Below are 13,275 nucleotides of genomic sequence, written 5' to 3'. Positions count from 1 at the left end.
GCGTTAGCCCAGTCATTAAGAAATTTGGCCGACCATGATGCCGAAGAAGCTTTTTACAATAAGTATTGGTCAAAGATTCCTGGTGTTAAAAAGAACCTAGTTTCAGGTGAGATATCAGGAAATAGAAAATTTGTAGGCGGAACGGATTTGAAAGATTATAATCTTCCTGTTAATCTTAATGGGTGGATACAAGATGGAAAGGATGGCGTAGCTGTATATCTTAATTTGGCTGGGTCTCCTGATGCAACAATCAGCGGCTACTGGCATACTGATAATCTAAGCTCCACTATTAGTGATATAAGATTTGAGGGTGGGCCGTCAATCATTTTGAGGGCGGGAACGGTAGATGTTTTCTTTGCGGCATTTAAGAGTGTGGCGAGTAAAGATGCGTTCAGAGATAAATACTACACACAAAGATATCATCAACGATTTGAAAGTTTTAAACGTGCATACAAAAATTACATTGGCAATTAACAGGGTACTCATATTACTTTTAGTTATTCTTTTATCTTCCTGTTTTTCAGATAAGAATAAGCCGAATATTACAGGTAAATGGTTAAATACCACACTAACAAATACTGATATGCCCCTAATTTATGAGTTTAAAGAGGGGGGTGACGTATACACGAAGTATTTAAGTAAACTCGTATCTAAGCGAAAGTGGGAATTTTTGGAAAGTGAGTTAATGATCAGTTCGGATACGAATAGTAACTATCTAGAAAAATATTTAGTAGCTACTTCTAGTAGGGATAGTCTGACCTTGTTAGATTCAAAAGGGCGAAAGGTGAAGTTAGTCCCTTTGAAGTCTATATCAGCTAAAAATATTCCTGCTGCCAATCTAAATAAAGAATTGCTAAAGGAGTATTGGCAATTATCATTTAAAGACAGCTCACAAGAGAAAAAGGGGAAAAAGGGGGGAATTGAGTTTTACCGAAACAAGAAGTATTTATTTACTTATGATTCTGGCAATTCTTTTAATAGCTCGGTTTTCGAATGGAATGTTTATAATATTGATTCATTAACAATTATTCTAATTAAAGATTTTAAGCCTAACCTTATCTTTATAGATAGCTTATCACCAGAAGGAATACATGGTAAGTTGCTTAGTATGGATGGGCAACAGCAGCATGTGCTTTTTGAAAGAAGATCACTCCGTGCCAATGTTAAGGAGGAAATGTTAGCGGGTTATTGGGAGCTAACATCAAGCCCGGAGTCAAGCATTAACATTCCGGTTGTTATGGAATATGAATTAGAAGATGGCTACATGGGATATTATATGAATACCCAAGATGGAGACGTTTTATCTATGGGATCTTGGGGTTTAAGCAAGAGCGGAAATGTTATTGTTCTGGATGAGCTTAAAGAAGGAAATAAGAGCAGGTTAAATATACTTGAATTATCGAGGGATAAACTAAAGGTGGTTTATGAAGGAGATGAATTAGAATTTTCTAGGACTCAAATGCCAATTTAGTTTTGCCCCCATCTGGTCCAAGGCTATAAAACGATGAAACTGGCGCAAGTGTCTCACGTGTGTCTTTCATTGTTTTACGGGAAAGCTTTCGATACAATTATCACGCAACTGTATGAGCATGATATTGAGATAGATAAAGAATTTTACGATTTGTTAGAAAGTGCAGCCAAAAAGATGAAAATCTTAGAAGAGGATTATTCTTTTATGAAGGAATTAATCAGAGATGAGAATATTGTTCCGAAACCTGTGAAAGATAGATTGGCTGAAATATTGATGACGTTAGATAGTAAGGATTAGTTTCCTAGCTGGCGTCAGCTTGTAGCTGGTGACCCCGAAAAGCAAGAAATGAAAAGAAGAGCCTGGGTTATTCCCGGGCTTTAGTTTTTAAGAGGAGTAAGCTTGTTTGTATTAGCATAATTATTAATACATACAATCCTCCTTTTCTACGGAGGAGAAATGAAGTATATTCGAGGGTTCATTGAGCATAAAAAGTTCCTAGGCGAGGCCCACTGCAAGTATTTTGCACTAAAAGAGACTATTAAAAAATTTGTATGTCTTGGAGATTTCCTAAACTGCCACTTAGAGAAATAATTGTACTATTAGTAATAGTAATTTTACTGGCATTGCTTTTTTTATATTTAAAATTTGAATATGGATTATTAAAAAATTTTCCATTTGGTATATAGAACCAAACGGATGTAGCCATCCCCCATCTGGTCCAAGCATATAAAACGATGAAACTGGTGCGAGTATCCACTTGTGCCTTTTATTGTTTTACGAGAAAGCTTTCGAGCTTTAGCTGGTTGGGCTTTTTCCGGGAGTTGCTTTTATTGGGAATCGGGTAACTGTAGGTGTAACCGGTAAATCTATATCCGAGCATATTCAGCAAGAAACAATGGGAAAGTGGCAAATGTTGGAAACCTTGGGACTCATGAATGATGAAGATATTTGATTATATATTTTATAGAGTTTATAATTTTTATGCCAGGAAGGATAAAAATCCTGACACCTATGCTTCTGGGATTGTATCAGTGGTTCAATTTTTCACTTTATTAAGCTTGTTGGCAGCAATAAGATTGGTACACGAGTTTCCTATTCCCGGTAAATATATTGTGATACTTGTAATACTGGTTCTTATGGTTGTTAACTGGTTCAGGTATGAGAAGAGCGAAAATTATAAGCAGTTCAGTGAAAGGTGGGAAGGAAAAGAAAGAGCCAAAAGGAGGAAAAGAGGATGGTTTATTATTCTGTACCTGATTGGAGTGATTCTGTTCCCAATCGGAATAGGGATTTTAAAACATAATTTGGGAGTGTTATAAAGATGATGGTGCCCCCCATCTGTTCCAACCCTATAAAACGATAAAACTGGTGCAAGAGTCTTCCTTCCTTTCATTAAAGCATCACCACCCTCCTAAATCCCCTGAAACAACTCAAATGATTCCAGGTATTCGGGGATGATCACATTTTGCCAGCCAAGTTCATCTTTTATAGTTTGGCAGAAAGCCATTGCGCTCTTTTCTTCCCCATGAATAATGAAAGTCATTTTTGGAGATTCTTTAAAATTATGGAGCCATTTAAGCAATTCTGCACGATCCGCATGGGCAGACAGGCCGTTGAGGTGTACTATGTTGCAGTTTACTGGTACATCAATGCCGAATATTCTTGAGGTAAGTTAACCATCCAACAGGCGCCTGCCGCGGGTGCCTTCGGCCTGGTAGCCCACAAATAGTAGGGTATCATTTCTCCTTTGAAGCCGGTGGTACAGGTGGTGAAGTATACGCCCTCCCGTACACATACCACTTGCAGAGATAATTATAGAATTTTTCTCAATATTATTAAGACTTGTAGAGGCTTCCTGACTTTGGTAATACTTTATGTAATTATAATCAAAAATAGAAGGACTGCTAAGTTCTTGGCTTGTGAGCTTGTGGTAGGATGGGTAATCCTGGTATAGCTTCGTGGCGTTGATCGCCATTGGACTATCTACATAAACAGGTACTTTGGGTATTTTGCCGGCCTCCATAAAGGTCTTTATATAGTGAAGCAGCAATTGCGTGCGACCTATAGCAAAGGCAGGTATCAGAAGGCAACCATTTCTATCCAGAGCCTGCTTAATTAATTCAGCGAACTTTTCTTCAATGCCTTTATTTTCATTAAGTCTGTCACCATATGTTGATTCTACAAAAAGCACGTCCGCATGCCCTAGTGCGGCAGGGCTATGTAGAATGGGGCCATCATACCTACCCAGGTCTCCGGAAAACACTATTGTTTTGGTTTGCGTAGTACCCTGTATTTCCAACTCTACGACACAAGACCCTAATATGTGTCCGGCATTATGAAAAGTAGCCGTTACACCAGGCATAATCTCTACTTTTTGATCATAATGATGGCCTTTTAGTAAAGCCAGTGCATTCTCTGCATCTTTTGTATTAAATAGAGGTTGTGGGTCTTCATGTTTCGAGTAGCCTTCCTTTTTGGCAAACTGTGCTTCTTCCTCCTGGAGTTTGGCGGCATCAAGCAGCATTATATCCAATAAGCCTGCTGTTGCCGTTGAGCAATGTACCCTGCCTTGAAAACCTTCTTTAACCATCTTGGGAAGGTAGCCGCTATGATCAATGTGTGCATGGGTAAGTATAATAGCATCTATGGACTTTTCATCTACAGGTAGTTTGTCCCAGTTTCTAATTCTAAGAGATTTTAAGCCCTGGAACAGTCCACAATCAATAAGAAGTTTTTTATTGTCAATTTCGATCAGGTATTTTGAGCCTGTTACTGATTTAGCACCTCCCAGGAATTTTACTCTTACATTCATGGGGTTAATTTACGAGATAATCTGTTTAAAGCAACTGCTGGTGAATGGATTAAACACTAATATAGCTTAGGGAAATTGTTGTTGATAAATTTTAAATAAGGTATTTTTGATTTTAATTGCAAACTATTATACTTATTTGTTTTTTGGCTATACTATTTTGGCTTATTTTTGTTTGGCTGAATAATATTTTTGGCTGATTGGATGTTCAATATTATGAAAAATTATCTTAATCGCATTATCGGTGGGTCAATTTTTAATTGAAATATGGACTGTAACAGCCTGATTACAAGGTTAAACATATATATTTGTATATCCCGGTCTTTTAATGTTGAAAAGACCGGGGAAGTGATAAACTATACACTGAATTTATATTTATGATTTGCCTCGTAAAAATAAATTCTAATATGAGGGAGCTTTGGAATTTAATTTTTGTTTTGGAAACGGAAGTCTTTTTTCATTATGGTCATGAGGATCATATTCTTCACTTAAACGAGAAAAACCTTGAAGGCTATTTTTTTGGTTGCTGGTGACTAATAACCATTTTAGGTCAAGTAGGTTTTGATTGGTATTGTTATTTAAGTGAAGGATTCCAGTGAAAGTGGTAAAGGAAGGTACATCGGAGTGATCCCATTCAATTGAAAAAGTGAAGTTGTATATTTTATTAGTTAGCTGATATACAAGACCATTAAATGTATGAATCAATTCCAGATCATGATTATTAGCTTTAAAACGCCCTGAAATTGAGTGTTGATTTAATGAGTCAATAAAAACAGAAAAACTACGCTTTTCGTAGAAGCAAAGGGGTAACTTCATAAGTGTTGAGTTTGTTAGGTTTAGCATTTAATAGTTTTGCAATGGATTATACCAAGTTATTGATTTAAAGTGTTTTTATCCATTAAGCAATCATAAAGTTATTGTTTTTTTTAATGTTTTATTGTCAATTTTACCATAAAAACTTACATAAGTAAAAGAGTCCAACTGAACTTATACTATGAATAGAATTAAATTTGGAGATGTGGTTGTAAAAAAAGAGCTGGAAAGTTTCATTGTGCCACTTAGCAATGAGGAATATGCTCAATTAGAAGCCAACATAATCAAAGAGGGCTGCAGAGACCCTTTAATTTTTTGGAGAACTGATGAAGGATTGGTTCTCATAGATGGTCATAACAGGCTAAGAATCTGTACAAAACATAACATCCCTTTTAAATCCAATGAACTAGCTTTTGAAAATGAAGAAGAAGCAAGGCTATGGATGCTAAACAACCAGTTAGGAAGAAGAAACCTTACTCCTGATCAATTGAGCTATTACCGGGGCCTGAAATATCACTCTTTGAAACATCAGAGAGGAGGGTATGAAAATGTGCAATCGAAGGGTCAGAAAGAACCTTCGACTTCAGAGAAGCTCGCAGCGGACTTTAAGGTTAGTGAAAGTACAATTAAGAGAGATGCCAAATTCACCCAGGGGCTTGATATCATTGGGAAATCTAATCCATCCCTGAAACTTAAGATACTTAAAGGCGAGATCAAGGTAAATAAATCTGACATTCGCTTATTAAGTGAGGGAGATGAAAACTTGATCTCCAGTATAAAAAATGAGGCAGATCTGTACAATAAGGCAAAAATTATCAAAGATAATCTACTTAATGAAGTAGAAAGTACCTTAAACCAGATTAAAGAAAAGCAGGTTGAGGAGGCGCAGGAATATTTGAAGTCAACCGAACCTATTTTTCAGGAAAAGGATGACCAGGTAAACAGGATCAAAGGAAAAATAATTTCTGCGATTAACAGAGCTATTAATAAACGTGATATTGAGGCTATAGATGAATTGAGAAAGCTGATAGAACGGCTTGAGAATTTGTTGTTTTCCTGATTTAATTCCACGTTTTAAAATTCGCAGATATCATTTTTTACGAGAATGCCCCAATGCAATTTTTGTAATTTGTTTATAAAATTTTGTAACAAAAAGCTATCTATGAGACTTTCACAATGAACCTTTGTTGACAGATGTAATATTTTGAAATACTTTGATAGGTATATCCATATTTGTCAGAAAACGCTGAATAAGTGGTAGACGGATTGCTACATACTTCATGTTGCTTTTTTTATTAATATTTTGTTGTTCTGATTATCTACAGTTATTTTACAGCTAAAATATTCATACTCAGGGCAAGTGGTTAAATATGGCTTATATTAGTGTCTTATTTAGAAGTCGTCAGGAAATGAACAGGAAAAGCAAACAAACTTTCTTGACCCATAAAAGCAGGAATTAATTTATAAAACACCTAGAATGTTATAGTCAATGCCGCATACAACGCTAATAGAAATACTAAAAAAGAGAAGTAGTCAGAAGGAAGCCGGAATTACTTTTATTGATTCAGGAGATAACGAGAGATATCTTTCATATGAAGGGCTTTATGATGCAGCATTAAAAGGTTTGTCACAACTACAAAAGATCGGGATGAAACCCAAAGACGAGCTGGTTTTTCAGGTTGATGACAACCAGACCTTTGTGGTTGTATACTGGGCTTGTTTGCTTGGAGGTATTATCCCTGTACCATTAACGATCGGGCAAAATGATGACCATAAACATAAGTTATTTAATATTTGGAAAGTCCTGAACAATCCCTTTGTGGTGTCATCAACAAGTGGGCTTGAGAGGCTGGAGAGCTTTGCCCAAAAATATGGGCTGGAAGACCTTTACTCTGATATCAAAACCCGGGCAGTAGATCAGGCAGTAATTATGGCTTCGGAAGAAAATGGGGAGGAATATGAGGTAGAAGAAAATGATGTGGCATTCATACAATTTTCGTCAGGCTCTACGGGTAGCCCCAAAGGTGTGGTACTCACCCATAAAAATTTGATCACGAATGTGGCGGCTATCAGCGCAGCCTCAGGTTATACTACCCAAGACTCCATGATCAGTTGGATGCCTTTGACCCATGATATGGGCTTGATTGGCTTTCACATCAATCCCCTATATATAGGTATGAACCATTATATCATGCCGACCAATCTTTTTGTAAGACGGCCTGCACTTTGGCTTGATAAGGCTACTCAGCATAAGGTGACCATTCTATGTTCTCCTAATTTTGGATATAAATATGTGCTGAAGCACTGTAATGTCAATGAAAATGATGGCTGGGCCCTTTCATCAGTAAGGCTTTTGTATAATGGTGCAGAGCCTATCTCAGTACAATTATGCCGTGATTTTATTGATGCATTGTCAAAATTCGGCCTGTCACGCAATGCCATGTGTCCTGTTTATGGTCTTGCAGAGGCCAGCCTTGCTGTTTCAATATCCAACCTTGAGGATGAAGTGATCTCATATAATTTTGACAGACAGCTGTTAAATTTCGGTGACCATGTTGTAGTCACCGAAAAGGATGATAATTCTGTTTCGTTTGTTAATGTTGGTAAGGCAATCAACGACTGCCTGGTCAGGGTCACCAATGACAATAATGAAGAGGTAGGGGATGAGATAATAGGGCATGTGCAGATCAAAGGGGATAATGTAACTTCCGGCTACTATAATAATGAAGAAGCTACGAAAAATGCAATTGTAGAGGATGGATGGCTTAGGACAGGAGATCTGGGCTTTGTGAAGGACGGAAACCTTTATATAACCGGCAGGGTTAAAGACATCATTTTTATTAATGGCCAGAATTTTTATCCCCATGATATTGAGAGGATAGCAGAGCAAGTAGATGGAATTGAACTCAACAAAATAGCTGTGGCCGGATATTTTAATCCTGAGAAACAAAAAGAGGAAGTTGTAGCCTTCGTATTTCACAGAGGAGGTCTGGATAAATTTATTCCCTTATTAAAAGAACTCCGGTCCCATATCAATGCGGGAGCAGGCTTTGAACCCGACCTGATAATACCAGTTAAGGATATACCCAGGACAACGAGCGGTAAGCTGCAAAGGTTTAAATTACTGCAACAGTATAAGAACGGAGAGTTTGTTGAAGTGGAGAAAGAAGTCAATAAGTTACTGGAAGAGGCAGGCTTAAACGAACCGATTGAGGAACCCGGCAATGAAAATGAACAAAAACTGTCGGAGATCTGGAAAAGAATATTAAGACTTGACCAGGTAGGGGTTACACAAAATTTCTTTGAAATAGGTGGTAATTCGCTGAAAGCCGCCGAAATGTCCATGGCTTTTGCCAAAACATTTCAGGCTGACCTGCCTCTGGAAGTCTTGTATGAAAGAACCACTATCCGAGAACTTATTGATACCATTGATGACCTTGAAAAGAAGGAGTATAAAACAATTCCGCAGACCCAGTCTCAGGGAACATATGCTTTATCAAGCCCGCAGAAGCGATTGTTTTATGCATGGCGTATGAACAAGGAGTCTATAGCCTATAACACACCTATTGCTTTTAATGTAGAAGGCAAGGTAGACAGGCAGAAACTAGAAAAGTGTGTAAACCACCTTATCAGGAGGCATGATGCGCTGAGAATAACCTTTGAAATATCTGCTGGAGAACCTGTATTTAAAGTAGCTGACCAGGTATCTTTGGCGCTAACTGCAGAGGCTTGCAGCAGCAACGAAGTTGGCAAAAAACTCAAGGGTATGGTTAAGCCTTTTGACCTTGAGAAAGGACCGCTGTTTAGAGTGGCCATTCTTGAAATTGAGGGGCATGAACCTGTTTTATTCCTGGATTTCCACCATATTATTTCTGATGGCTTGTCAGTATATAACTTTATGGAAGAGCTGGCCCGCTACTATGATGGCACAGAACTTGCCGAACCTGCTATTGGCTACAAAGACTTTGCTTTATGGGAGAAGGAATACCTGACCTCACCCAAAGTAGCAGTTCAGCGTGATTACTGGCTTAATCAGCTGGCTGGGGAATTGCCTGTACTCGACTTGCCAACCGACCATCCCAGACCATTGATGTTTGACAGTGAAGGAGCAAAAATGGAATTTGAGCTCAATGCTGATATAAGCTCCAGGCTCCGACAATTGGCAAAAGATAATAACTGTACCCTCCAAGCACTCATGTATACTATTTATTGTGTATTGCTTACAAAATATACAGGGCAGGAAGATCTGGTTATAGGCATACCTGTGGCAGGCAGGAAACACCCTGATTTACAAAAAATGCAGGGTATGTTTGTAAATAATCTGGGCATAAAGAATACCGTTTCTAAGGGGTTATCATTCAGGCAATTACTTCACATTGAGAAAGACCGTATTGCCGAGGCACTTGGCCATCAGGATTACCCTTTTGAGCAGCTTGTAAATGAAATCATTGACCAAAGGGACGTTAGTAGAAACCCTGTTTTTGATACCATGTTCATCTATCAAAATATGGGGTTCCCGAGTGCAGAAACCTCTGACTTTTCATTGACCAGGCACTTTTTTGATCCGGGGTTCTCAAAGTTTGATATTTCGATGGAAGTTTTCGATTATGAGCAATCCATCAAATACGCTATTGAATATGCCGGCAAACTCTTCGAAAAAGAGAGCATACTGAGGTTAAGAAAACACTTTGATGTTTTGGTTGAGGCCATTGTTCATAATCCTGAAGCAGATGTATCAGAAATATCAATCCTTCCGGAAAGCGAGTATGACTGGTATGTCAGGAATTATAACCAAACCGAAAAAGCCTACCCCAAAAGCAAGGTGATACACCAACTATTCGAGGAGCAGGCTAAAAACAGCCCTGAGGCCATAGCGGTGGAGTTTGAAGGAGCGACGTTAACTTATAAAGAATTAAACAATAGAGCGAACAAACTGGCTCAAATACTCAGGGAAAAGGGTATTAATACTAATGATGTAGTAGGAGTTTTGTTACCCCGAAGTCCCGAATTGATTATTACTATCCTGGGTGTTTTGAAGGCAGGGGGGAGTTATTTGCCTTTAGATACCGAATTGCCTGAGGAAAGGGTAAATTACATCCTTACCCACAGCCAGTGTAATGTGGCAGTTACTACCACACCCTACGAATCCAGGCTGTTAAACTGGCAGTTGGAGGTTGCGGATACTCAGCCGGTAATATTAAATCTTGGCAAGGAGCCTATTGATAGTGATGAGGATAACGAAATAAAGAATATTAATAAGCCGAGTGACCTGGCCTATGTTATCTATACTTCGGGCACCACAGGCAAGCCTAAAGGAGTAATGATTGAACATCATTCACTGGTCAATTATATTTGTTGGGCAGCAGGTCAATATGTTGCAGGTGAGCAGGCCACGTTTGCTCTATACACCTCAATATCTTTTGATTTGACTATAACCTCTATATTTACACCTCTTATTACAGGAAATAAACTTATTATCTACCAGGAAGTCAGCAATGACCTGCTTATAAACAGGATCATAACTGAGAACAAAGTTAATGTTGTAAAGCTTACACCCTCACACTTGAAGCTTATTACTGAGAGCAAAGTTGAGATTCCTGCTGAATGTAGTATAAAAAGGTTTATAGTAGGTGGTGAGGAACTGGAACAACGGCTGGCAGAAGCTATCCACAATAAGTTCTCCGGAAAAATAGATATATGCAATGAGTATGGTCCGACAGAGGCCACGGTGGGTTGCATGATTCATAGATTTGATCTATCGGAAACTACCAGTACGGTGCCCATTGGTATTCCAGCCAGTAACACTCAAATCTACATTCTGGATCGTTTTATGCAGCCTGTGCCCACTGGAGTAAAAGGCGAAATGTATATATCAGGAGATGGACTGGCAAGGGGATATTTATACAACGAGACACTAACCGAAGAGCGTTTTATTGCCCATCCGTTTATAGCGGGACAAAAAATGTATAAAACAGGTGATATAGCCAGAAGGCTGCTCAATGGTACTATTGAATTTATAGGCAGGGCCGACCAGCAGGTTAAAATTAATGGCTATCGCATAGAACTCGCTGAGATTGAAAATTGCCTGACAAGTTTCCCTTCCGTTACCAGGGCGCTGGTCGTTGCAAAGGTAAACCAAAAGGATAAGAAAGTTCTTTATGCTTATTTTATAGCTGATTCAGGGCAGAATATAGAAGCCGCCAGTCTGAGAAACTATCTGGCAGATCAGTTGCCGCACTATATGATTCCTGCCTCTTTTATAAGAATAGAGGCAGTGCCGTTAACCAAAAACGGAAAAGTAGACTACAGTGCATTACCTGAACCTGATCAAATGCAAGCAGTGAAAACCGAAATACTGCCAAAAAATGATATTGAAAAAATTTCGCTAAAGGTATGGTCTGAGATATTTGATGAAGAAGGGTTGTCAGTTACTGACAATTTCTTTGAATTAGGGGGAGACTCTATCAAAGCGGTACAGATTTCTTCAAGGTTAAATGAAGAGGGTATTTCATTGAATGTGAAAGATATACTTACCTATCACACCATTGAGCAGATCAGCCAGCATGCAGAAGTAGCTGGGGAAAGCCAATATGAACAAGGTTTGATTGATGGCAAAAGGGGACTGACGCCTATTGAAGGGTGGTTCTTTTCCCGGGATTTTAAACATCCTGGGTTTTACAATCAGTCTGTGCTGCTTAGGCTAAACCGTAAAGTTAGCCTGGAGAATCTTCACAAGGCATTTATTCAGGTTATCGAACATCATGATGGCCTGAGGCTAAACTACAAGGCAGGTACATTTGCTTATGGTAATAAAGACTTTGCCAGTGTATTTAGCATTTCTGAACATAGCGTGGCAGGTGCTGAGGAACTTACGGAAGTTTGCGAGTCGCTGAAACAAAAAATTGACCTTGAAAAAGGGCTTATGCTGAGAGCAGGTGTAATTCGATATGCAGGTGATGGAGAAAGATTGCTGATTACGGCTCACCATCTGGCTGTCGACGGTATTTCATGGAGGGTGTTGCTTGAAGATTTGTATAGAAGCTATAGTGCTCTGGAGAACAATAATAATATAAAATTACCTTTAAAAACAGCTTCATTGATCGATTGGCATGGTCAGTTGGTTAAATTTTCCGACTCTGAAGAGATTCAAGGTTCCGATGAGTATTGGGATGATTTGGAAGGGCTGGCCTTTACGCTTCCGGTAGATACCGATACTCAGGACTGGACTTGTATTAACCTAAAGAAAGAGACAGGCACTTTTGGTGAGGCCCAAACGTCATATTTACTGAAGGAAGCCCATCAAGCCTACAATACAGATGTTCCTATTCTGCTCAATGTAGCCCTGGCCATTACCTTAAAAGCATGGACAGGAGCCGAAACTTTAATAGTAGAACATGAAAACCATGGTCGTCACCTTTCAAAAGTAAACACTGCGAGAACAGTTGGGTGGTTTACTTCTATGTACCCTGTAAAGCTTGAGCTTTCGCAAGATGATCTTGATGACCAGATAAAATCTATAAAGGAACAGATGCGGACAGTCCCGTTTTACGGTATGGGATATGGTATTAACAGGTATATGAATGGAACTGCTGACAAGCAGCCTAAAGCAGAAGTGAGATTCAACTATCTGGGACAGTTTGACAGAGAAATGGATAATGATCTGTTCTCTCTGAGCCATGAAAGCCATGGCAGAGAAACATCTGCTGAAAATGAGATAACAGCAAAGCTTGAAATCAACCTTATGGTGGTGAACGGTGAATTGACTATGGATATCAACTACAATGGGAAGGCTCACCAAAAAACTACTATAGAATGGTTTAAAAATTGCTACTTCGAAAACCTGGAAATGGTGCTGGAGCATATTGAAGGGCAGAGTGATGTGCATTTTTCTCCTTCTGATTTTGACAGCGCGGAGCTTTCGGAGGAGGATTTGGATATGCTGTTTAGCTAAACATGAAATATAACTGAATACCGTGATTTCTTTTCCAAACGCGATACTTTTCGAGTATTGCGTTTGGACTTTTTCATAAATCCATTTATATTGATTATGATTCTGTTGAATCTAAATGTAACCACTTATTTTGATTTGACGTATCTTACAGTTAATCGAAGGTTCAGAATGAACTTTTGATTTGTGATGGGAAATTCATCTTTATTGGCTTTTATCAAAGTGCCAATTGGC

At 38.7% G+C, this 13,275-nt stretch carries 9 protein-coding genes; 6 read left to right on the top strand and 3 right to left on the bottom strand.

The window, feature by feature from the left end; translation table 11 throughout:
• Window positions 1-24: 24 nt before the first annotated feature.
• The 4 genes from LVD17_RS27160 (at window position 25) to LVD17_RS27145 (ending at window position 2,790) form a co-directional block, all read left to right on the top strand.
• A complete protein-coding gene (locus LVD17_RS27160) occupies window positions 25-474 on the top strand; it encodes a hypothetical protein (protein ID WP_233763406.1) in 450 nt (149 codons plus the stop codon).
• Window positions 446-1,471 (top strand): hypothetical protein, encoded by a 1,026-nt coding sequence (locus LVD17_RS27155; RefSeq protein ID WP_233763404.1) that lies wholly within the window; start codon window positions 446-448, stop codon window positions 1,469-1,471. The genes LVD17_RS27160 and LVD17_RS27155 overlap by 29 nt, the downstream gene beginning before the upstream one ends.
• Before the next feature lie 33 nt (window positions 1,472-1,504).
• Window positions 1,505-1,768 (top strand): MafI family immunity protein, encoded by a 264-nt coding sequence (locus tag LVD17_RS27150; protein WP_233763393.1) that lies wholly within the window; start codon window positions 1,505-1,507, stop codon window positions 1,766-1,768.
• Window positions 1,769-2,406: 638 nt separating this feature from the next.
• Window positions 2,407-2,790 carry a hypothetical protein gene (locus tag LVD17_RS27145; protein ID WP_233763391.1) on the top strand — a complete coding sequence of 128 codons (384 nt, stop codon included), beginning with the start codon at window positions 2,407-2,409 and terminating at the stop codon, window positions 2,788-2,790.
• A 92-nt stretch (window positions 2,791-2,882) separates the two neighbouring features.
• On the opposite strand, the gene LVD17_RS28630 is transcribed toward LVD17_RS27145, so the two are convergent.
• From LVD17_RS28630 to LVD17_RS27135, 3 genes are all read right to left on the bottom strand, one after another.
• Window positions 2,883-3,080, bottom strand: coding sequence for an MBL fold metallo-hydrolase RNA specificity domain-containing protein (locus tag LVD17_RS28630; RefSeq protein ID WP_306416012.1), 198 nt, complete (start codon window positions 3,078-3,080; stop codon window positions 2,883-2,885).
• Between the two features lie 63 nt (window positions 3,081-3,143).
• A complete protein-coding gene (locus tag LVD17_RS27140) occupies window positions 3,144-4,283 on the bottom strand; it encodes an MBL fold metallo-hydrolase (RefSeq protein ID WP_306415967.1) in 1,140 nt (379 codons plus the stop codon).
• Between the two features lie 399 nt (window positions 4,284-4,682).
• Complete coding sequence (locus LVD17_RS27135; RefSeq protein WP_233763389.1) at window positions 4,683-5,096, bottom strand: avidin/streptavidin family protein; 414 nt, start codon at window positions 5,094-5,096, stop codon at window positions 4,683-4,685.
• 178 nt (window positions 5,097-5,274) lie between these two features.
• On the opposite strand from LVD17_RS27135, the gene LVD17_RS27130 reads away from it, so the two are divergent.
• Together LVD17_RS27130 and LVD17_RS27125 are read left to right on the top strand one after the other, a co-directional pair.
• Window positions 5,275-6,153: a ParB N-terminal domain-containing protein gene (locus LVD17_RS27130; RefSeq protein ID WP_233763388.1), complete on the top strand. Its 879-nt coding sequence runs from the start codon at window positions 5,275-5,277 to the stop codon at window positions 6,151-6,153.
• Window positions 6,154-6,582: 429 nt separating this feature from the next.
• The gene (locus LVD17_RS27125; RefSeq protein ID WP_233763386.1) at window positions 6,583-13,044 is read left to right on the top strand and encodes a non-ribosomal peptide synthetase; all 6,462 of its coding nucleotides are present in this window, start codon (window positions 6,583-6,585) and stop codon (window positions 13,042-13,044) included.
• Window positions 13,045-13,275 lie beyond the last annotated feature (231 nt).

This window comes from Fulvivirga ulvae (assembly GCF_021389975.1).
In the GTDB taxonomy this organism is placed as follows: Bacteria; Bacteroidota; Bacteroidia; order Cytophagales; family Cyclobacteriaceae; genus Fulvivirga; species Fulvivirga ulvae.
This window is presented reverse-complemented; position numbering and strand designations above follow the sequence as displayed.

Excerpts from the sequence above, each read along its gene's own strand:
- LVD17_RS27150 (WP_233763393.1), top strand. The coding sequence starts at position 1,505 with ATGAAACTGGCGCAAGTGTCTCACGTGTGTCTTTCATTGTTTTACGGG.
- LVD17_RS27145 (WP_233763391.1), top strand. The coding sequence starts at position 2,407 with ATGATGAAGATATTTGATTATATATTTTATAGAGTTTATAATTTTTAT.
- LVD17_RS27140 (WP_306415967.1), bottom strand. The coding sequence starts at position 4,283 with ATGAATGTAAGAGTAAAATTCCTGGGAGGTGCTAAATCAGTAACAGGC.
- LVD17_RS27135 (WP_233763389.1), bottom strand. The coding sequence starts at position 5,096 with ATGAAGTTACCCCTTTGCTTCTACGAAAAGCGTAGTTTTTCTGTTTTT.
- LVD17_RS27130 (WP_233763388.1), top strand. The coding sequence starts at position 5,275 with ATGAATAGAATTAAATTTGGAGATGTGGTTGTAAAAAAAGAGCTGGAA.
- LVD17_RS27125 (WP_233763386.1), top strand. The coding sequence starts at position 6,583 with ATGCCGCATACAACGCTAATAGAAATACTAAAAAAGAGAAGTAGTCAG.